General features: G+C 60.3%; 15 protein-coding genes, 1 other RNA gene and 1 pseudogene. 13 read left to right on the top strand and 4 right to left on the bottom strand.

The window, feature by feature from the left end:
• The first annotated feature begins 127 nt into the window (after positions 1-127).
• The 10 genes from KZH41_RS23005 to KZH41_RS22960 all read left to right on the top strand — a co-directional run bounded on the left by KZH41_RS23005 (position 128) and on the right by KZH41_RS22960 (position 14,602).
• Complete coding sequence (locus KZH41_RS23005) at positions 128-787, top strand: GntR family transcriptional regulator (protein ID WP_263273788.1); 660 nt, start codon at positions 128-130, stop codon at positions 785-787.
• A gap of 2 nt (positions 788-789) precedes the next feature.
• Positions 790-4,278 (top strand): chromosome segregation protein SMC, encoded by a 3,489-nt coding sequence (smc, locus tag KZH41_RS23000; protein WP_094949583.1) that lies wholly within the window; start codon positions 790-792, stop codon positions 4,276-4,278.
• Between the two features lie 306 nt (positions 4,279-4,584).
• Positions 4,585-5,448 carry a cell division protein ZipA gene (zipA, locus tag KZH41_RS22995; RefSeq protein WP_242151847.1) on the top strand — a complete coding sequence of 288 codons (864 nt, stop codon included), beginning with the start codon at positions 4,585-4,587 and terminating at the stop codon, positions 5,446-5,448.
• Positions 5,449-5,535: 87 nt separating this feature from the next.
• On the top strand, positions 5,536-7,902 hold the full coding sequence (ligA, locus tag KZH41_RS22990) for an NAD-dependent DNA ligase LigA (protein WP_263273787.1): 2,367 nt from the start codon (positions 5,536-5,538) through the stop codon (positions 7,900-7,902).
• Between the two features lie 133 nt (positions 7,903-8,035).
• Positions 8,036-9,202 carry a putative zinc-binding metallopeptidase gene (locus KZH41_RS22985; protein WP_263273786.1) on the top strand — a complete coding sequence of 389 codons (1,167 nt, stop codon included), beginning with the start codon at positions 8,036-8,038 and terminating at the stop codon, positions 9,200-9,202.
• Positions 9,203-9,347: 145 nt separating this feature from the next.
• Positions 9,348-9,444: signal recognition particle sRNA small type (ffs, locus tag KZH41_RS22980), an RNA gene on the top strand.
• A 222-nt stretch (positions 9,445-9,666) separates the two neighbouring features.
• The gene (locus tag KZH41_RS22975; protein WP_242151837.1) at positions 9,667-11,628 is read left to right on the top strand and encodes an AAA family ATPase; all 1,962 of its coding nucleotides are present in this window, start codon (positions 9,667-9,669) and stop codon (positions 11,626-11,628) included.
• 177 nt (positions 11,629-11,805) lie between these two features.
• Positions 11,806-12,807, top strand: a complete 1,002-nt coding sequence (locus tag KZH41_RS22970) for an N-acetylmuramidase family protein (RefSeq protein WP_094949588.1) — start codon at positions 11,806-11,808, stop codon at positions 12,805-12,807.
• A 156-nt stretch (positions 12,808-12,963) separates the two neighbouring features.
• Positions 12,964-14,010 carry an N-acetylmuramidase family protein gene (locus KZH41_RS22965; protein ID WP_242151833.1) on the top strand — a complete coding sequence of 349 codons (1,047 nt, stop codon included), beginning with the start codon at positions 12,964-12,966 and terminating at the stop codon, positions 14,008-14,010.
• 1 nt (position 14,011) lies between these two features.
• Positions 14,012-14,602 carry a hypothetical protein gene (locus KZH41_RS22960; RefSeq protein ID WP_263273785.1) on the top strand — a complete coding sequence of 197 codons (591 nt, stop codon included), beginning with the start codon at positions 14,012-14,014 and terminating at the stop codon, positions 14,600-14,602.
• Positions 14,603-14,659: 57 nt separating this feature from the next.
• On the opposite strand, the gene KZH41_RS22955 is transcribed toward KZH41_RS22960, so the two are convergent.
• Both KZH41_RS22955 and KZH41_RS22950 read right to left on the bottom strand, forming a co-directional pair.
• Entirely contained in the window at positions 14,660-15,562 is a 903-nt protein-coding gene (locus KZH41_RS22955; protein WP_263273783.1) for a DUF2167 domain-containing protein, read from the bottom strand.
• Between the two features lie 60 nt (positions 15,563-15,622).
• Positions 15,623-16,517 (bottom strand): annotated as a pseudogene (locus tag KZH41_RS22950) (LysR family transcriptional regulator).
• Positions 16,518-16,619: 102 nt separating this feature from the next.
• Between KZH41_RS22950 and KZH41_RS22945 the strand changes: the two are divergent.
• Positions 16,620-17,579, top strand: a complete 960-nt coding sequence (locus KZH41_RS22945; RefSeq protein WP_263273782.1) for a DMT family transporter — start codon at positions 16,620-16,622, stop codon at positions 17,577-17,579.
• On the opposite strand, the gene KZH41_RS22940 is transcribed toward KZH41_RS22945, so the two are convergent.
• Positions 17,493-17,864, bottom strand: a complete 372-nt coding sequence (locus KZH41_RS22940) for a VOC family protein (RefSeq protein WP_242151825.1) — start codon at positions 17,862-17,864, stop codon at positions 17,493-17,495. The two genes, KZH41_RS22945 and KZH41_RS22940, sit on opposite strands and share 87 nt — an antisense overlap.
• A 54-nt stretch (positions 17,865-17,918) precedes the next feature.
• Positions 17,919-18,680: a substrate-binding periplasmic protein gene (locus KZH41_RS22935; protein ID WP_263273781.1), complete on the bottom strand. Its 762-nt coding sequence runs from the start codon at positions 18,678-18,680 to the stop codon at positions 17,919-17,921.
• A 133-nt stretch (positions 18,681-18,813) separates the two neighbouring features.
• Here KZH41_RS22935 and dnaX point away from each other — a divergent pair, with 133 nt between their 5' ends.
• A complete protein-coding gene (gene dnaX / locus KZH41_RS22930) occupies positions 18,814-20,886 on the top strand; it encodes a DNA polymerase III subunit gamma/tau (RefSeq protein WP_263273780.1) in 2,073 nt (690 codons plus the stop codon).
• Positions 20,887-20,930: 44 nt separating this feature from the next.
• Positions 20,931-21,269 carry a YbaB/EbfC family nucleoid-associated protein gene (locus KZH41_RS22925; RefSeq protein ID WP_094949597.1) on the top strand — a complete coding sequence of 113 codons (339 nt, stop codon included), beginning with the start codon at positions 20,931-20,933 and terminating at the stop codon, positions 21,267-21,269.
• The last annotated feature ends 104 nt before the right edge of the window (positions 21,270-21,373 follow it).

Here is a 21,373-nt window from a genome sequence, read left to right as displayed (position 1 = left end):
TGGCGGTGTGTGGGTTTTCAGCGTTGCTTATTTCATGCCAAATTCGCCCTGGTGGGCGTAGCGCCATCAGCCAGCCAATGCGCTACACTGCCGCGCTTGTATAGATAGAAGATTCTGAAGGGAAAACATGACGTTCAAGGCGCCGGACAGTCTCGCCGAGCAAATTGCTCACCACCTCGCCGAACGTATCATTCGCGGCGATCTCAAGCCTGGGGAACGGATCCAGGAACAGAAAGTCACGCTGGCATTGAATGTCAGCCGTGGTTCCGTGCGTGAAGCCTTATTGATCCTCGAACGCCGCCACCTGATCGCGATTCTGCCGCGCCGTGGCGCCCATGTGACCGAGCTGACCGCGCACAAGGTGCAGAGCCTGTGTACGTTGATGGGCGAGTTGTACATCCTGCTCGGTAACGCCGTTGCCGACGGCTGGCAGACCCAGGCCGACATGGCGCCGTTCCTGCAGATCCAGCAGCGCTTGATCGCCAGTTTCGAACGCCAGGACATCCGCGCCTTCGTCGAAGAAAGCTTCAACGTGATGCGCGCCGCTTACCCCTTCGCGAATAACCCGTATTTGCAGGAAGCCGTCGAGAACCTGCAGCCGGCGATGAACCGTGCCTATTACCTGGCGCTGGATCAACGCAAGGCCGAGATGAGCGAGTACCTGGCGCTGTTCGCGCAGCTGCTCGCCGCCGTGCTGGCGCGTGACTTGGTGCAGATTCGCCAGGTACTGTCGGCCTATGGCCAGCGCAGTTGCTCGCTGGTGATTGCTGCGTTGGCGGACGCCTAAGCTTGCGGCTCAAGTGCATCAAACTGGCGGGGTTCAAATCCTTCGTCGACCCCACCACGGTGAACTTCCCCAGTAACATGGCGGCAGTGGTGGGGCCCAATGGCTGCGGCAAGTCGAACATCATCGACGCCGTACGCTGGGTGATGGGCGAGAGCTCGGCAAAAAACCTGCGCGGCGAGTCGATGACCGACGTCATCTTCAACGGCTCCACCAGCCGCAAACCCGTGAGCCAGGCCAGTATCGAGCTGGTGTTCGACAACTCCGACGGCACGCTGGTCGGCGAGTACGCGGCCTACGCGGAAATTTCCATTCGCCGCAAAGTGACGCGTGACAGCCAAAACAGTTATTTCCTCAATGGCACCAAGTGCCGCCGTCGCGACATCACCGATATCTTCCTTGGCACAGGGTTAGGCCCGCGCAGCTACTCGATCATCGAGCAGGGCATGATCTCCAAGCTGATCGAAGCCAAGCCCGAAGACCTGCGTAACTTTATCGAAGAAGCCGCCGGCATCTCCAAGTACAAGGAGCGCCGCCGCGAGACCGAAAACCGTATCCGCCGCACCCACGAAAACCTTGCCCGCCTGACCGACCTGCGCGAAGAGCTGGAGCGTCAACTTGAACGCCTGCACCGCCAGGCCCAGGCCGCCGAGAAGTATCAGGAATACAAAGGCGAAGAACGCCAGCTCAAGGCGCAACTCTCGGCCCTGCGTTGGCAGGCGCTGAATGATCAGGTCGGCCAGCGCGAAGCGATCATCGGCACCCAGGAAATCAGCTTTGAAGCGCTGGTGGCCGAACAGCGCAATGCCGACGCCAGCATTGAGCGCCTGCGTGACGGCCATCATGACTTGTCCGAGCGCTTCAACTTGGTGCAGGGGCGCTTCTATTCGGTGGGCGGCGATATTGCCCGGGTCGAGCAGAGCATCCAGCACGGCCAGCAGCGCCTGCGCCAGTTGCAGGATGATTTGAAGGAAGCCGAACGCGCGCGCCTGGAGACCGAGTCGCACCTGGGCCACGACCGCACCTTGCTGCTGACCCTCGGCGAAGAGCTGGATATGCTCACCCCCGAGCAGGAAGTCACCAACGCCGCCGCCGAAGAAGCCGCCGCCGCCCTGGAAGAATCCGAAACCACCATGCACGGCTGGCAGGAGCAGTGGGACGCTTTCAACCTGCAATCCGCCGAGCCACGCCGCCAGGCTGAGGTGCAGCAGTCGCGCATCCAGCAGCTGGAAACCAGCATGGAACGCCTGGCTGAACGTCAGCGCCGTCTGCAGGAAGAGCGCGTATTGCTCGCCGCCGACCCGGAAGACGCAGCGATCATGCAGCTGAGCGAGCAACTGGCTGAAAGCGAAATGACCCTGGAAGAGCTCGAAGCCAGTGAAGAACAGCAAGTGGAGCGCCTGGAGCAATTGCGTCAGCAACTGCAACAGGCGAGCCAGGGGCAGCAGCAGGCCCAGGGCGATTTGCAGCGGTTGAACGGGCGCTTGGCGTCCCTTGAAGCCTTGCAGCAAGCCGCGTTGGACCCGGGCACCGGCACGGCTGAGTGGCTGCGCGACCAACATCTGGCCGAGCGCCCACGCCTGGCCGAAGGCTTGAAGGTTGAGGCCGGTTGGGAGCTTGCGGTTGAAACCGTGTTAGGCGCCGACCTGCAAGCCGTGCTGGTCGATGATTTTGGCGGCTTTGACCTGGCCGGCTTTACTCAGGGCGATCTGCGTTTGCTCAGCCCGGCGGCCGATGGCACTCGGGTGCCGGGCAGTTTGCTCGATAAAGTTGACGCGGCGATTGATCTGTCGCCGTGGTTGGGCCACGTCAAACCGGTGGATTCCCTGGAACAGGCCCTGGCTCAACGCGGTCAGCTGGCGGCCGGCGAAAGCCTGATCAGCCGAGATGGCTACTGGGTTGGCCGGCACTTTTTGCGCGTGCGCCGTGCCAGCGAAGCGGAAAGCGGCGTATTGGCGCGTGGCCAGGAAATCGTCAGCCTGATTGCCGAGCGTGAAGAACGCGAAGCGACCCTGGAAAGCCTGGAAACCGAACTGCAAACCCTGCGTGCCACCCAGCGCCAGCAAGAGACCGGCCGCGAACACCTGCGCCGTCTGTTGCAGGACGAAGCGCGCCAGCAAGGCGAACTCAAAGCCCAGCTGTCGGCGAGCAAGGCCAAGGTCGAGCAACTGTCCCTGCGCCGCACCCGCCTCGACGAAGAAGTGGCGGAGATGGGCGAGCAGCGCGCTCTGGAACACGAACAAATCGGCGAAGCGCGCCTGCAATTGCAGGAAGCGCTCGACAGCATGGCGCTCGACACCGAGCAGCGCGAACTGCTGCTGGCCCAGCGCGACAGCCTGCGCGAACGCCTCGACCGCGTGCGCCAGGAAGCCCGCCAGCACAAGGACCATGCCCACCAACTGGCAGTGCGCCTCGGCTCGCTGCAAGCTCAGCACACGTCCACGCGCCAAGCCCTTGAGCGCTTGGAGATGCAGTCCGAGCGCCTCACCGAAAAGCGCGAGCAACTGAGCCTCAACCTGGAGGAGGGCGAAGCGCCGCTGGAAGAGTTGCGGCTCAAGCTTGAAGAGTTGCTCGACAAGCGCATGACCGTCGACGAAGAACTCAAGACCGCGCAGATCGCCCTGGAAGATGCCGACCGTGAACTGCGTGATGCAGAAAAACGCCGGACCCAGGCCGAACAACAATCCCAGTTGATTCGCGGCCAGCTCGAACAACAGCGCATGGAATGGCAAGCCCTGACCGTGCGCCGCAAGACCCTGCAAGACCAGTTGCTGGAAGACGGCTATGACCTGCACGGCGTGCTCAATACGCTGACCGCCCAGGCCAACGAGAAAGACGCCGAAGAAGAACTTGAGCGCATTGCTGCACGTATCCAACGGCTCGGCGCGATCAACCTCGCCGCCATCGATGAGTACCAGCAGCAGTCCGAGCGTAAACGTTATCTGGATGCCCAGAACGCCGACTTGGTGGAAGCCCTGGACACCCTGGAAAACGTGATCCGCAAGATCGACAAGGAAACCCGTAATCGATTCAAAGATACCTTTGATCAGATTAATGGCGGTTTACAGGCGTTATTCCCGAAAGTTTTTGGTGGTGGCAGCGCTTACTTGGAACTGACGGGCGAAGATCTACTCGATACAGGGGTAACGATCATGGCGCGGCCTCCAGGTAAGAAGAACAGCACCATCCATTTGCTGTCCGGCGGCGAGAAGGCACTGACGGCATTGGCCCTGGTATTTGCGATCTTCAAGTTGAACCCCGCACCGTTTTGCATGCTCGACGAAGTTGACGCCCCGCTGGATGACGCTAACGTTGGACGCTACGCTCGGTTGGTTAAAGAGATGTCCCAGACGGTGCAGTTCATCTATATCACCCACAACAAGATCGCCATGGAAATGGCTGATCAGCTGATGGGTGTCACGATGCACGAACCGGGTTGTTCGCGTTTGGTGGCGGTGGATGTCGAAGAAGCGATGGCGATGGTCGACGCCTAGCAGCAGGTTGTGAGCGCAAAGCTGCAAGTGAGTTGGCTTTGAGCTTGAGGCTTGTAGCTTAGGGCTCGTAGCTCACAGTTGGCACCTGCTGTAGGAGATTGCCTATGTTGTCGAAAAGATGGCAGATCCACACATTTCGCGCCAACTGTGTAAAGTTATCTTAGGTCGTGCTAGTTTATTGTCAATTCCTCGTATACGTGGGCAAAACGTCAGTCAGAACATAGAGTTGGCGCCACGTTTTAAAGCGGTTTGCACGGTGCTAAACCCCTTATTTTTCAGCATTTTTTTATAGAGGCACGGGATTACATGGAAATCGGTCTGCGCGAGTGGCTGATCGTCATCGGCATTATTGTCATTGCCGGTATTCTTTTTGATGGCTGGCGCCGCATGCGCGGTGGCAAGGGCAAGCTCAAATTCCGTCTGGACCGCAACCTGTCCAACCTGCCCGACGATGACGGCAGCGCCGAGTTGCTGGGGCCGCCTCGTGTGCTGGATACCCATAAAGAGCCGCAACTGGACGAACACGACTTGCCGTCGATGAGCGCGCCGGTGCGTGAAGCCCGTGAACCCTCGTCCAAACGTGGCAAGCGCGGTAGCGCTGCGGTGGCCGAGCCGCATCAAGGCGACCTGAACCTGGGCGTCGATGACGGCCCGAGCTTCAGCAGCCGTGATGACGACTTTCCCGATGAAACCCCGACTAAGAGCGCGCCGCGCCAATCGGTCAACGATCAGCCGGCCGCCGAAGAAGTCTTGGTGATCAGTGTGATCTGCCGCGACGCCGCCGGTTTCAAAGGCCCGGCTCTGTTGCAGAACATCCTGGAAAGCGGCCTGCGGTTTGGCGAGATGGATATTTTCCACCGCCACGAAAGCATGGCCGGTAACGGTGAAGTGCTGTTCTCCATGGCCAACGCGGTCAAGCCGGGCACCTTCGATCTGGACGATATCGACCTGTTCAGCACCCCGGCCGTGAGCTTCTTCCTCGGCCTGCCAGGCCCGCGTCACCCGAAACAAGCGTTCGACGTGATGGTGGCCGCGGCCCGCAAGCTGTCGCAGGAATTGAACGGCGAGCTCAAGGACGACCAACGCAGCGTCCTGACTGCCCAGACCATCGAACACTACCGTCAGCGCATCGTTGAGTTCGAACGTCGCGCCCTGACACAAAAACGCTGAGGCTTGGTCTTCAGCGTTGTCAGTAGAATAAGCGCATTAACATATTGAGCAGCTTCGGCTGCTCTTTTGCTTTCTGAGAGAACACCCATGACCGCCGCCCATACCCGCATCCTCCAATTGCGCGCTGAACTGGATCAGCACAACTACCGCTACCACGTCCTCGACGAGCCGAGCATTCCGGACGCCGAGTACGACAGGCTGTTCCATGAGCTCAAAGCCCTCGAAGCCGAGCACCCGGAGTTGGTAACGCGTGATTCACCGACGCAGCGGGTTGGCAGTGCGGCGCTGTCGGCGTTCACTCAGGTGAAGCACGAAATTCCGATGCTCAGCCTGGGCAACGCGTTTGATGAAACCACCCTGCTCGAATTTGATCGCCGGGTGACCGAAGGGCTCGACCTGCCGGTGGGCGATCTGTTTGGCGGTGGCGCGGTGGTGGAGTACAGCTGCGAGCCCAAGCTGGATGGGCTGGCGGTCAGCCTGTTATATCAAGACGGCGAACTGGTGCGTGGCGCCACGCGTGGCGACGGCACCACCGGTGAGGACATCAGCGTCAACGTGCGCACGGTGCGCAATATCCCGCTGAAGCTGCACGGCACGGGCTGGCCTGCGACCCTGGAAGTGCGCGGCGAAGTGTTCATGTCCAAGGCCGGTTTCGAGCGGCTGAACGCCTCGCAGCTGGAAGTCGGCGGCAAGACCTTTGCCAACCCACGTAACGCCGCCGCCGGCAGCTTGCGCCAGTTGGATTCGAAGATTACCGCCAGCCGCCCGCTGGAATTCTGCTGCTATGGCATTGGCCAGGTAACGGCGGATATCAGCGATACCCATATCGGCAACTTGAAGCAGTTGCAGCAGTGGGGCATGCCGATCAGCCACGAGTTGAAGCTGGCCAAGGGCATTCAGGAATGCCTGGACTACTACCGCGATATCGGCGAACGGCGTAATAGCCTGGGTTATGAAATCGACGGCGTGGTATTCAAGGTCAACAGCATTGCCTCCCAGCGTGAACTGGGCTTTCGCGCCCGCGAACCGCGCTGGGCCATTGCGCATAAATTCCCGGCCATGGAAGAGCTGACCGAACTGCTCGACGTGGAATTCCAGGTCGGCCGTACCGGCGCCGTAACGCCGGTGGCGCGCCTCAAACCGGTCAAGGTCGCCGGTGTGACGGTGTCTAACGCCACCTTGCACAACATGGACGAAGTCGCGCGCCTGGGCCTGATGATCGGCGACACGGTGATCATCCGCCGTGCCGGTGATGTGATTCCGCAGGTGGTGTCGGTGGTCACCGAGCGCCGCCCAGAAGACGCTCGCGCGGTGCAGATCCCCGAGCGCTGCCCGGTGTGCGGTTCCCATGTGGAGCGCACGCAACTGGTCAAGCGCAGCAAGGGCAAGGAAACCGTCAGCGAAGGCGCGGTGTACCGCTGCGTCGGGCGTCTGGCCTGTGGTGCGCAACTCAAGCAGGCGATTATTCACTTCGTCTCGCGCCGTGCCATGGACATCGACGGCTTGGGCGACAAGACCATTGAGCAGTTGGTGGATGAAAAACTCATCGGCTCGCCGGCGGATCTCTACACGCTCAAGTACGAGCAGATCATCGACCTGGAAGGCTTCGCCGACATTTCCAGCAAGAAGCTGATCACCGCCATCGAAAACAGCAAGACCCCGACCCTGGCGCGCTTTATCTACGCCCTGGGCATTCCGGACGTGGGCGAGGAGACCGCCAAGGTGCTGGCACGCTCCCTGGCGTCCCTGGACCGCGTGCAGAAGGCCTTGCCTGAAGTGCTGACGTACTTGCCGGACGTGGGTTTGGAAGTGGCACACGAGATTCACAGCTTCTTCGAAGACAGCCATAACCAAGAGGTGATTGGCGCGCTGTTGTCGCCGGATGAATGCGCGCTGCAATTGCAGGATCAGGGCGACCTGAGCGCCGAGTTTGCTGCCAGCACCACCTTGGGCGGCCTGCTCGACAAGCTGCACGTGCCCAGCGTCGGGCCGGGTGCCGCGCAGAAACTCGCGGACAAGTTCGGTTCCCTGGAAGGCGTGATCAAGGCCGACTGGCTGGACATGCGCCAGGCGCTGCCTGAGAAGCAGGCCAAGGCGGTGCGCGATTTCTTCGATAACCCCGACAACGCCAACCACGCCCTGGCCATCGAGCAGCAGCTTAAGGACTTCGGCATGCACTGGCAGAGCGAGAAGAAGGTCGTCGAAGGCTTGCCGGAAGCCGGGCATACCTGGGTGCTGACCGGCTCCCTGGAACTGATGAGCCGCGATGTGGCCAAGGACAAGCTCGAAAGCCTGGGCGCCAAGGTGGCGGGTTCGGTGTCGGCGAAAACCCATTGCGTGGTGGCCGGGCCGGGCGCGGGTTCTAAACTGGCGAAGGCCACCGAGTTGGGGCTCAAGGTCCTCGACGAAGAAGCGTTCGTCGCGTTCCTGGCCCAGCACAACATCACCGTCTGACGGCGCGCGTGGGCAGAGAGCTTAGTGTGGCGAGCGGGCTTGCCCCGCGTTGGGCTGCGCAGCAGCCCCATCACACGTTGAACGATTGCGGGCGGAATATGATCTAGTCTTGGTCACCCAGGGAGAGATCGCCATGTTCCGCTACTTCGAGCAACTCAGTTCGCGCATCGCCGCACCGTTCATGGCCGAGTCTTCGCGCAACAGCAAGGTGTGGCAATGCCGTTGCGGCCAAGCCCTGTTCTTTCGCAACAGCCAGTGCCTGGCCTGCCAGGCGCTGCTGGGCTACCAGCCACAACAGAGCCGATTATCGTCCCTGCAACCTGGCCCGGTCGCCGACACCTGGCTGGCGGACGACAACCTTGCTGCCGGCGCCTTCCGTCGCTGTGCCAACCTCGACACCCCGGCAGCCTGCAATTGGCTGATTCCGGCCCATAGCACCGCACCGCTGTGCGTGGCCTGCAGCCTCAATCGCACCATCCCCGACCTGTCCGTCCCGGAAAACCCCGATCGCTGGCGCAAAGTCGAAACCGCCAAGCGCCGGCTGGTGGCGCAACTGATCAGCCTGGGCCTGCAAGTGGTGCCCAAAAGCGTTGACGAAGACACTGGCCTGGCCTTCGACTTCGTCGGCATTGACCTTGAGGGCAACGCGCCCACCACTGGGCATGCCAACGGCTTGATCACCCTCGACATCAAGGAAGCCGATGACGCCCACCGCGAAAAAATCCGTGTGCAAATGCGCGAACCCTACCGCACCTTGCTGGGGCATTTTCGGCATGAAGTTGGGCATTACTACTGGGACCGGCTAATTGCCAATAGCCATTGGCTTGAGCCCTTTCGCAACCTGTTCGGCGACGAACGCGCCAGTTATGCCGAGGCGCTCGAGCGCCACTACCAGAACGGCCCGCGCCCGGATTGGCAGCAAACCTGTGTCAGCGCCTACGCCACCATGCACCCGTGGGAAGACTGGGCCGAAACCTGGGCCCACTACCTGCACATGATGGACGCCGTCGACACCGCCCTGGGCTTTGGCATGAGCGCCCGCGAGATGGACCTGGATTACCAGCCGTTTCCCCTCAGCACCCTTTACGATCCCGAACACCCCGGTGGCGCGGCGTTCCTGTCATTCGTCAATGCGTGGATCGAACTGGCCGGCATGCTCAACGAGCTGTCGCGCAGCATGGGCCAGCCGGATTTCTATCCCTTTGTGTTGCCGCCGGCGGTGATTGCCAAGCTGCACTTCATTCACTTGGTGATCCAGGAAGAGGGCGGCAGGGCGGATGAGGTATTACAGGCCCAGTGATCAAAATGTGGGAGGGGTGACATTCAAGGCTATGGCAAGTGCTTGAGCCCCTTCATATTTTAATCCGGCATCAACGGTTGTAACTTCCGATCAGATCGGTACAATGGCGCGGCTTGCCGAGAGGCTAGCATCGTTATGGTGACCCCATCGGTCCCCCCGCAACGATTACCCGTGAACCTGGTCAGAGCCGGAAGGCAGCAGCCACAGCGGGAACATTGTGTGCCGGGGTGTGGCTGGTGGGGTTGCCTCCATAACGCTCTCCTTGCAGATCCCCCTATTCCATTTCTTATAGTTTTTGCCGGCATTCACTGCCTGCGAATCGATTTGTGCTGTGCGCTCAAGAACGATCACCTGCGCTGAAGGGTGGCATACTTCGGGTTCGGTCTCTGAAACGACGTATGCGTCAGATGAAAATCTCTAAATGAATGAAGCGTGGCCCCGTCTTCACTGGCTTTCGAGGATGTATGCACCCTGAACATTTTGATTTAGCCAGCCCCGTTTTCCTGCCCATCACTGTTGAAACCGCCAAGGGCGTGCTGGAAGCCGCTGATGCAAAAGCCCTCGTCACCCTGACCGACCCCGAGTTGGCAGCGCTGCTGGTCATCCAGAACCTGGCGCAAGTGGCTGAAACAGAGCTTACCGCGCAGGCTGCCGAGAAGGTGCTGGCCAAACTGATTGGCTGGGCTGTCGACAACCGCAAGGCCGGGGGTGAAGGTTTACAGTCAGAAGCACGGCGTCTGTTCGACCCGCGCAAGGTGTACTTCGGCCTGGAAGTGGTCAAGAAGTTGAAGCTGCGTTTTCTGCTGTCGGACGAAGTCCTGGCGCAGGAGTATCTGTTGCCTGATGGCAAGTGGGACGCGCAGTACAAGCTGCGACACCTTCAGGGAAACAACCCGTTCAGTCAGCAAATGGTCACGCCCAGGCATCGCGAGCGCTGGTTGAGCGCCGAGCAAGACAAACTGGTCAGAACCTTTCGTGCCAACCTGGACGAGAACCTGCATGTGCAAGGCTATGCAGGGATCGGCAAGAGCCATGTGCTGGTTGCCTTGATGGAACATCTACAGCCGGCCAAGACACTGCTGCTGGCGCGTACAGAGGAAAAGTTGGAAACGCTGCGCCGGCGCATGGTGACGCCGTCTGAGAAGCGAGCGGGCCAGACGTTCGAAGGCTTTGCGAGAACCCTGTTGTACGGTCCAAGGCCACAACCGGCGAAGGCGCCGTTGAGGGGGCCGAGCAGGGAAGCGCTGGCGCAGGAACTGACTATCCTGGGGTTTCGTCACCTCGATGCACCCGCCGCCTTGGAGGTTTGCCTCAAGGTGCTCGAGTGCTATTGCCGCTCCCGGGATTACAGCCTGTCGGAACGCCACCTACCGTTTTTCAAACTGCCTCTGACTGGCGTCGATATCAGGGTGCTGCTTGAGTATGCGAGCCGAGTGTGGCGCTACCTTGAAGCGAACCCGCTGTGGGCCAGCCAGACGGGGTTTGAAGCGTTGCTGATGATAAAGCGCGCAAGTTTGGCGGGTTATGTGGTGCCCCCTCGTTATACGCACGTACTGATTGACGAGAGCCAGGATGTTCCCGAGTCGCTGTTGCACATCATCGAGGGTGGCCGCCAAGTGCTGATCACCCTTGGCGATCAGTATCAGCAGACGCGTGGGGGCCTGCCCAACCGAACGCGTGATGTTCGACAAAGTAATATCAGCTACTCCGTGCGCTCAGGCCGCAATGTCGAGCAACTGGTCAATCCGTTGATTTACCGGCACTCGCAAAATATCAAGGTGCCCTTCGAAGGGGCCCGTGACGCTGACGTCGGGATTGAGTTTTACCCGATAGGCTTCGTGCCACCACTCGGTTGTGTGGTCCTGACTGCGTCCAAATGGGACATGATGAAGTGGGCCCTGCAACTGCACGATGCCCAGTGTGCGTTCAGTTTTGCGCAGCCACGGGCGCATCGGGATCTGGTCTATTTCATGACCACCGCCATCGAGTTGTTCAAGTCGGACTTCTACAGCCCAGGCCAGAGCACCCAGGGCGTGCACGCCTACTTCAGCGACCTGCCAGACTGGAAACAGGTGCGTGAGGCCAACCAATTCGATGAGTCGTTTCTGTGGGTTGAAGCCAAGTTGGAAAGCGGCTTCAAAGTAGCCGATCTGACCCAATTGAACAGGATGATTGGCCCGCCCGGCCAGAGCTGCTTGCTGATGCTGGCAGAGGAGGCCGGGGGGATGGAGTTTGACCAGGTTCTGCTGACCACCGAACTGCTCACCAACGTGAAATTCAAGAATGCTTATGCGCTGGACGAGCGGATCTGTGCGGTGTACATCGCCATTTCTCGTGCCAAGCAGCAGCTTTATCTTCCTTACGATGTGGTTGAGTGGATTGAGTACCAAAGCCAACAGCAGTACCGCGAAACCCTTGGTTTTTGAGTCCTACAAAGCCAATACGTTGTGGAAACCTTGGCGCTTTTCACAACGTTCAATCTCATTGCTGGACAACGCCGAGCCACCTGCTAGCGTCAGTCATGCGTATTTTTTAAAAATGACTGTGATGCTGGAGTAGTAAAGAAGTGATGGCACTCACTTTCCTTAACAAGGATGATTGCCATGCCCAGCCTCCAAGCTTTACCCAGTCTTATCAGTGCTTCCGTTGGCACGCCAGGCAAGGCCCGCAATGTGCCTGCTGATGTTCAAAACATTCAACGCCTGTTTAATCTGATCACGCCCCAATCCGCTTCGCGGTTAGTGGAGGACGGCAAGTGCGGCCCCTTGTTGGTCCAGCGCATCAGCGAATATCAGTTGAATCGTATCAAGGTTGCCAAACCCGACGGGGTGATTGACCCGGCAGGCCGAACGTTCAACAGCTTGGTTGAGGATGCGCGCAAGGCGAGTCTTGATACCCAAACCAGTGAAACGCCCGCTGCCAAGGTTAATCAGGGCCTTGAGCGCACCTCGGCGCCGATCCAAGCTGTTCCAGACAAACAGCAGTTGGTAACGCAGGCCACGTGCGATGGTGGCGTGAACCTGACTGACGCTGACTATCAGAACGCTGCCACTCAGTTGGGTGGGGCTATTGCTGTGAATATCATCAAGGCTTTCGCCAGCGTTGAGTCCGGTGGGCGTTCCGGGTTCGGGCCAGCGGGAATGCCGATGATCGCGTATGAGCGGCACATCTTTCACAAGTACACCAAGAATAAATACGACAGGAGCCATCCCCATTTGTCGGCCCCTTATCTGACCAAGGCCGACATGCAATGGCGGACCAATAACAAGGACCAGGCGACAGCATGGCGGACACTGGTCGATGCGTTTAAGTTGGATCAGCAGGCGGCGCTGATGTCGGCCTCCTATGGCATGTTTCAGATCATGGGTTTTAACTATGCCGCTTGTGGTTACAAGAACGTGTTCGATTTTGTCACCGCGATGAAGCTCAATGCCAGCCAGCAATTGAAGGCGTTTGTCGGGTTTTGCAGCAAGAACCCGGCCTTGTTCAAAGCCATGAAGAGTAAGAACTTTGCCGGCATGGCCAGCAACTACAATGGGAGCGACTATGGCGATTACGACAAGCGAATCCAAAAAGCTTTCGAGGCGTTTGAACGAAAAAAATAGCCGCGCATGCTGGCTGTCTCACAACGCTCGACACCCCTACTGGACAACTTAAAAGCATCTTGTTAGCGTGCGCCGGCCACTTGTTTCAAGGTGTAACAAGTGTGCTGGCTTGATATTGAAGTGCCATCACTTCTTTAACTAACAAGGATGTCTGTGATGAAAAGCCTGCAAGGGTTGCCCCGTCTTATCAGTGCATCGGTAGGCGCGCCCGGTAAAGCGCGCAACTTGCCTGCCGATGTTCAGTGCATCCAGTATTTATTCAATTTGATCATTCCCAAGATGGGCTTTACGCTCGCCGAAAACGGCAAGTGCGACGGCCAGTTGGTGCAATGCATCAGCCAATATCAGTTTCGCCATCTCAAGTACGCGCACCCCGATGGGGTGATCGACCCCACGGGTCGGACCTTCAACAGCCTGATCGAAGAAGCGGTGAAGGTGCCGGTGAAAGCCTTCCCGACGATGCGCATCCCGAGCTTTCTCAACGTGTTCGGCAATAACAATGGCGACGCCGTGCAGGCCACGGTCAATGTGTACCTGGACCGCATGCGCGCGATGGTCGAGGCCGAGCGGCGTAACCGGCAATTGATGCTCCAGGCCACGTGTGACGGGGGGATGACGCTCACCGAGAGCGACTTCCAGAACGCTGCCACGCAGTTGGGCAGCGGTATTTCGGTGAATATCATCAAGGCCTTCGCGACCGTGGAATCCGGCGGACGCTCCGGTTTCGGGCCGGCCAAGTTGCCGGTGATCGCTTTTGAAGGGCACCTGTTTCGCAAATACACCAAGCATATCTACGACCAGGCGCACCCGTTGCTGTCCTACCCTTACGTGAAAAAGGCCGGCCCGCAGTGGCAGGCGAATAACAAGGATCAGACCAAGGCGTGGGAAACCATGGCCACCGCGTTTGCCCTGGACCAGGAAGCGGCGTTGATGTCGGCGTCCTGGGGCATGTTTCAAATCATGGGGTTCAACTACACCTCCTGTGGTTACAAGACGGTGTTTGAGTTCGCGGCGGCATTAAAGATTAATGCCGGTAATCAACTAAAGGCTTTCCTCGGTTTTTGCAGCAAAAGCCCGGCGTTGATAAAGGCCATGAAAGACAAAGACTATGTCGCCATGGCGCGTAACTATAACGGCAAGGATTACGGCGACTATGACAGCCGTATCAAAAAGGCCTACGAAGCACTGGAAGGGAAGAAATAAGATGACCCGTTTTTTAGCGATTGGTGTGTTGTCGTTATGTGCCGTGGCGCCCGTGTTTGCCGACGCCACCGCGTTGCACTCGGGTAAGTACGAAGGGTTGATGCTGGCGGTCACGCCGCAGCATCAGGTCGAAGGTTATTACGCCGAAGAGCTGGGCGAGGGCGTGACTCGCAGCTGCGCGTTCTACCTGCAAGGCCCGCCCGAAGCGCTCACCACCTGGCTCGATGAGGCTTACCCCGGCAGCGTCGCGCCTTCCTCCGGCGGCGTGATCCTGACCGTGGAGCAGGGCCGTCAGCATCCGGGCTGCCTGAGCGTGCTGATGCCGGAAATCGCCACCGGCCTGGACCTGACTCAAACCGCCAGCAACCCATGGATCGGCCTGGTGACGGTGACTGCCGAAAAGGCCTCCCTGCTGGAAAAGCCTGGCGAGACTGCGGGCAAACACCCGTACATCGTCAAGGATGATGTGGTCGGGGTGCTGGCCTTCAAGGATGGCTGGGCTCAGGTTGAGTTCACCAATGCCAAGGACCATACGTTTACCGGCTGGATCAGCCAGGATCAATACAGTCGCTTGTCTGCACCAAAAAACTGAGCCAACCCTCTACGCCGCAACGTGTCATGCACGTTGCGGCGTTTTTATATCCGGGGTTCAGGCCTTGTTGCGGTTGAACAGCTTGCGAATCACAGCGAGCAGCGCCACCACGCCGATCACCAGAAACTTCTTCGCCGCCAGCAGGAATATGCCGATCTTGGCAAACAACCCGGCCTTGGCCGCTATCCCGCCCGCGACCAAAGCCGCCAGACCGTAAGTGGCAAGTTTGTCGGTCTTCGGGTTGAAGTCTGTGTACAGGTTGCCATCGGTAAAGTTGGTAAAGGCCAAGACCTTGGGCATTTCCTGCTGGATGGTGGCCAGGTCGGCCATGGCGGCGACGGCGTTGAGTTCCAACACGCCTTCACGGCCCAGCACGCGGATGCTGTAGTTTAGGGTGGTCTGCTGGGCGTCGTCGGCCTTAAGCTCGCGTGCCCAATACATCTTGTGAGTGGTGTCGTCGTAGCGCGGCGGCTCGGCCCAGCCGAGCAGGTGCAGGCCCGCGTAGCCTTGTTTCTGGCGCTGTTTGTTGTCTTCTTCGTCTTCTTCCTGCATTTGCTGGAGCAGTTCGGCGTAGTCGATTTTCGCCGCGTCCTCGTCGGAAACGTGCCCGTCAGCCTTATAGCTGACGATCACACCCCAGCCGCGTTCCGACAACGGGCTGACGGCTTTTGGCACGATCATGCCCAAGGTCTTGAAGCCGGGCGGGTTACCCCAGCCATCGGTCAGCAAGCGCTCGGTGTCGGCGGGGTCGAGGTAGTAGAACTCATTGTTGAACTTGAGGGTTGCAATGCCACTGGGCAGCGTGACTGTGCCGGTCTTCTGCTTGAGAGAGGCGAGGAAGTGTTCGGCCGTTTCGGCGGGTGCGCTGGCTTCTTCGGGCACAGGCGCTGGGGCAGCCAAAGCGGGTATGGCAGACAGGCTCAGCGCGGCCGCCGCCATCAACGTGCGGAGGTAATTCATGGTAGTCCCTTACATTTTGAATTAATTTCGGGGGAGAATATCTGAAATTCGCTGCGTGAGTTAGCCAAACGTCTCGCGCAGCAGCCCGGCAAACGCATCCCGTGCCAAGTGCCGCTGGGTGTCCTTGTGCCAGAACAGCAGGTTATCCACGGCCTGCAGTTCCTCAAATCGATAAGACGCCAACTGATTCGCCTGCTCATAGCGGGCCAGGATGCCTTCCGGCGCCAACGCCACGCCAATCCCGGCGCTGACGCAGCCGATGATCGTGCCCCAGCTGGCATAGCTGGCGATGCTGGGCTTGAAGTCATGGGGCTTGACCCAGTTTTCCAGCGCCGCGCGATAGGGGCAGCCGGGCGGCCAGACCAGCAACGTGCGCCCGGCCAGGTCTTCGGCGTTGTTGATCGGTGCACTGGACGCGCTGGCGATCAGCACCAGGCGTTCGCTGTAGACCACGCTGTGTTCGAGTTTGGCGCGTTTGCCACCCGAGGCCACCAGCGCCACGTCGAGGCGGTGATGTTGCAAGTCGTCCAGCAGTTGCGCCCAGGCGCCGGTGACCGTCCAGCAGTTGCGCCCAGGCGCCGGTGACCAGTTCGAGCGAGACGTCCGGGTAACGCCGATGGTATTCCGCCAGCAGCGGCGGCAGGCGGCCGCTGGCGCTGGACTCGACGGCGCCGATGCGCAAGGTGCCACGGGGAATGGCGTTGGCGTCCACGGCGCGTTTGGATTCGTCCACCAGCGCCAGGATGCGTTCGCAATAATCCAGGAAGATCTCACCGGCGGCACTGATCGCCAGCCCGCGGCCCGCACGAATAAACAGCGGCGTGCCCAACTCACTTTCCAGCTGCTTGATCCGCGTGGTGATGTTGGACGGCACGCAATGCAAGTGCAGGGCGGCCTGGGCCACGCTGCCGGTTTGCGCCACGGCTCGCACCATTTTCAGTTGGGCCAGTTCCATTGCTCAGTTCCAGTGATTTCAGAAGTCAGAAACGCTTAATTGTCCTGCGCCGTGCCCGGGCCAAGACTGGCGGCATTCCTTCTCAGTTGCCGGACGCCGTCGATGAATACCCCGTCACCCGTAAAGCTTACGCTAGTCATCGCCAGCGTCATCCTCTGTTGGGCCTATTCGCCGATTGGCGTGCACATGGGCTTGCACAGCTACAGCCCCGGCCAGCTGGCGCTGCTGCGGTTTCTGATTGCGTCGGTATTCATGGGCGGCGTGGCCTTGGTGGTGGGCATCGGCCGGCCGCGCTGGCGGGACATGCCGTGGCTGCTGGTGCTGGGTTTCTTCGGCGTTTTTTTGCACCACACCAGCCTCAATTACGGGCAGCAGTGGGTGACGGCGGCGGCGTCGAGTGTGCTGGCGCAGTCGGCGCCGCTGTTCAGCGTATTAATCGCGTTTTTCTGCTTGAAGGAGCAGGCCAGTGCCTGGCGTTGGGGTTGTGTGTTGCTGGGCCTGCTCGGCGTGTTGGTGGTGATCTGGGGCGATCATGGCGTGGCGGATATGGACCCGCGCGGCCTGCTGATTCTGGTGGCGGCAGTGTCGTGGAGCCTGTACTTCGTGATCCAGAAACACTACGCCCATCGCTATAGCCCGCTGACCATGGCGTGTTACATGGTGTGGGCGGGCACGCTGATGCTGTGTGTGAACCTGCCAGGCTTGCCAGCCGCCGTAGCCCGGGCACCGCTGCCGGAAAACCTGTCTGTGGTGGTGCTCGGTATCTTTCCCAGCGCCTTGGCGTATGTGGCCTGGGGGTATGTATTGAAGCATGTCGAGGTCAGCCGCGCATCGGTGGCGATGTACCTGATTCCGCCAGTGGCGATGGTGATGGCTGCGACACTGTTGGGTGAGCACATTGCCGTGCAGGTGATGCTCGGCGGTGTGATGGTGCTGGCCAGTGTCGCGGCCATCAGCCTGGAAGGCCGTTGGCGGTCAATCGCTCAGGCTGAACGCGCGCAGCCGGTGGCCGTCGAGGTCCTGGGCGACAAAGGTGTAGCCGAAATCCACAGGGGCCGGTGACTGAATAATCGTCGCGCCGCATGCTGCCCATTGATCATGCAGCGCATCGACACCAGCCTGGTCTGGCAGTGAGAAGCCCACTTCGCTACCGCCGCCGGTCATTTGCGCCGCCGGCTCCACGGTGTGCCGCGACCACAGCCCCAGCTTCACGCCGTTGTCGAGGATGAACAGGGCAAACGTCGGGTTGAGCTCCACCGGCGGCTTGCCCAGCAGGCGGCTGTAGAAGTTGGCGCTGGTGGCCGGGCTGTCGACATACAGCAGGAAGTAGTGGGCGACGGTGTTCATGCAGGCTCCTTGAGAACAGGCGGTTAAGTGCGCCCAGTCTATAAGGCGGTGCTGTCAGTTCTTGTCAGGAGTCGGCAGGGGTTGCGGATCTTCCCCGGTGTAAAGCTTGATGATGTCATCGATTTCGCCGGACATTTTCATCCGCAACAGCGTGCGCAAGATCCGCTGCACCGGCACGTTCGGGTCATTGCGCACGATGCAGCCCAGGCTTTGCTCGTCGATCACTGCAACCTTGTGCAGCCGCTTATCCTGGGGCATCTTCAGGTTGAAGCGGTCCAGTATCCATTCGTTGATCACCGCGTATTCGAAACGCCCGGCCACCAGCTTGTGCAGCACCAGCTCTTCGCTGCGCGAGTCGTCGCGGGTCAGTTGGCCTTGGGCGAAGAGGGGGGCGAGGGCGCCGTAGTGGTAATTGAGCACGGTGCCGATTGGCTGAGGGGCCAGCAAGGTGACCTCTACTGGCTGCTCACGAGCGCTGACCAGCACATTACGCAGCACCATCAGCGGCACACTCCAGGTGTAATCACCGGACAGGTTGTCGACCCAGGCCTGGGCGACATAACAGCGCACATCAATGTCGCCGTGCTCCATGGCATTGGCGATCCGCGCGCGGGCCAGGACGTGGAACTCGGCCGGGCGTTCGACCTGAGTGGCCAGGCTTAACATCACGTCATACAAAATGCCCTGGGTCGGCCGGTTGTCCTCAATCTGGGCCATGGGCATCCCCCAGCTGTCGGAAACCGAGAAGCGCAACGGCGCGGGTGCCGCGAGGCTGGCAAGGGAAATCATCCATAAGGCGCCCAGGACTACGCGCATACACTCTCCGGGTTCAGGCCTTTGTGGGGCCATTCAGGCAAGCTTAGTCAGATTAGACGAGCGTGCCGGATGCAATTTCCCCCTTGCTCCGCTAGCATTACCGGCTTCCGCTTCCCAGTTGCGACGGTTTTCGATGAGTTATCAGGTTCTTGCACGTAAATGGCGTCCGCGCTCGTTCCGCGAAATGGTCGGCCAGACCCATGTGCTCAAGGCTCTGATCAATGCCTTGGACAGCCAACGGCTGCACCACGCCTACCTGTTCACCGGTACTCGGGGGGTGGGCAAGACCACCATTGCACGCATCATCGCCAAATGCCTGAACTGTGAAACCGGTATCACCTCCACGCCTTGCGGCACCTGTTCGGTGTGCCGGGAAATCGATGAAGGGCGTTTCGTCGACCTGATCGAGATCGACGCCGCCAGCCGCACCAAGGTCGAAGACACCCGCGAGATGCTCGACAACGTGCAGTACGCGCCGAGCCGTGGCCGCTTCAAGGTCTACCTGATCGACGAAGTGCACATGCTCTCCAGCCATTCCTTCAACGCCTTGTTGAAAACCCTGGAAGAGCCGCCGCCCTACGTCAAATTCATCCTGGCCACCACTGATCCGCAGAAACTTCCTGCAACGATTTTGTCGCGGTGCCTGCAGTTCTCCCTGAAAAACATGACCCCCGAGCGTGTGGTCGAGCATTTGACCCACGTGCTGGGTGTCGAGAACGTGCCGTTCGAAGACGACGCCCTGTGGTTGCTCGGCCGCGCTGCCGATGGTTCGATGCGCGATGCCATGAGCCTCACCGACCAAGCCATCGCCTTTGGTGAAGGCAAGGTCATGGCCGCCGATGTGCGCGCCATGCTCGGCACCCTCGACCACGGGCAAGTCTTCGACGTGCTGCACGCGCTGATCGAAGGCGACGCCAAGGCGTTGCTCGAGGCCGTGCGCCACTTGTCGGAGCAAGGCCCGGACTGGAACGGCGTGCTCTCGGAAATTCTCAATGTGCTGCACCGCGTCGCCATCGCCCAGGCCTTGCCTGGGGGTGTCGACAACGGCCATGGCGACCGCGATCGCGTATTGGCGTTGGCCCAGGCATTGCCGGCCGAAGACGTGCAGTTCTACTACCAAATGGGCCTGATCGGTCGCAGGGACTTGCCCCTGGCACCGGACCCGCGCGGTGGTTTTGAAATGGTCCTGCTGCGAATGCTGGCGTTCCGGCCGGCTGATACGGCAGACGCACCGAGACAGCCGCTAAAGCCAGTGGGGATCAGCCAGGCCACAGTTGATTCCGCCAAACCAGTGGCTGGCGCGGCGGTGGTTGCGCCAGTAGTGGCTGCGCCTGCGCCTGCGCCGGTTGCGTCTGAGCCTGAGCCGCCCGAGCCCGAGCCTGTAGCTGTCGCGCCTGTGGTCGCACCGGAACCGGTGATCGAGCCCGAGCCCGAGCTGGCCGCGGTGGTCGATTTGCCGTGGAACGAGCCTGTAGAGGCTGAAGCCGAACTGCAGCCTTTCGTCGAGCCGGTGCTTGAGACAGCCGGTGAACAGCCCGACTTGACGCCAATGCCAACGCCGACGCCGGACAGTGTGGTGCCCGCCGCGCCCGAGTGGGTGTCCGCCCCAGTGCCGGAGCCGACCGTTGCCCAAGTCGAAGCCGCCACCCCAGGTATTGACCTCGACGACGAGCCGCCGCTGGACGAAGACTACATCGAGCCGGACATGGATTCGGCCTACAGCTACCTGGACGACCTGGCCAGCGAGCACACCGCTGAACCGGCGCCTGAGCCCGAAGCCGAACCCGCTGCGGCCCCGGCCACCGGCCTGGCGTTGCAGTGGCTGGAGTTGTTCCCGAAACTGCCGATCTCCGGCATGACCGGCAGCATCGCGGCCAACTGCACCTTGATCGCCATCGAAGGCGACCACTGGCTGTTGCACCTGGACCCGGCTCACAGCGCACTGTTCAACGCGACCCAGCAGCGCCGGCTCAACGACGCGCTGAACCAGTACCATGAGCGCACGCTGACCGTCGCCATCGAGTTGATCAAGCCTGAGCAGGAAACCCCGGCCCAGGCCGCGTCACGCCGACGCATCAACCGCCAGCGTGATGCTGAGAACTCGATCCAGGCGGATCCGCTCATCCAGCAAATGATGCAACAGTTCGGTGCGGTCGTCCGTCACGATACTATTGAACCTGTCGAAGCCCCGGTGGCAGCGTCATAACACCGGGCTACTAACTTGATCCACGTACTTTTGAGGTGATTCCCATGATGAAAGGTGGCATGGCCGGCCTGATGAAGCAGGCACAGCAGATGCAGGAAAAGATGGCCAAGATGCAGGAAGAACTGGCCAACGCCGAAGTCACCGGTAAAGCCGGTGGCGATATGGTCAGCGTGGTGATGACCGGCCGTCACGACATCAAGCGCGTGAGCATCGACCCGAGCGTGTTGCCAGGCACCAGCGAAGATGACCTGGAAATGCTTGAAGCGCTGTTCGCCGCGGCCGTCAACGATGCCGTGCGCAAGATCGAAGCCAACAGCCAGGACAAAATGTCCGGCGTGACCGCTGGCATGCAACTGCCGCCGGGCATGAAGCTGCCGTTCTGATCGGCTGCCAATAGCTAGACTCAAATGCCAGGCCTCGCGCCTGGCATTTTTGTCTCTGGCGAGCGGGCTTGTCGAATCGGCGCACCGCCCGCGTTGGGCTGCGA

The organism is Pseudomonas sp. YeP6b (genome assembly GCF_025642995.1).
Taxonomy (GTDB): domain Bacteria; phylum Pseudomonadota; class Gammaproteobacteria; order Pseudomonadales; family Pseudomonadaceae; genus Aquipseudomonas.
This window is presented reverse-complemented; position numbering and strand designations above follow the sequence as displayed.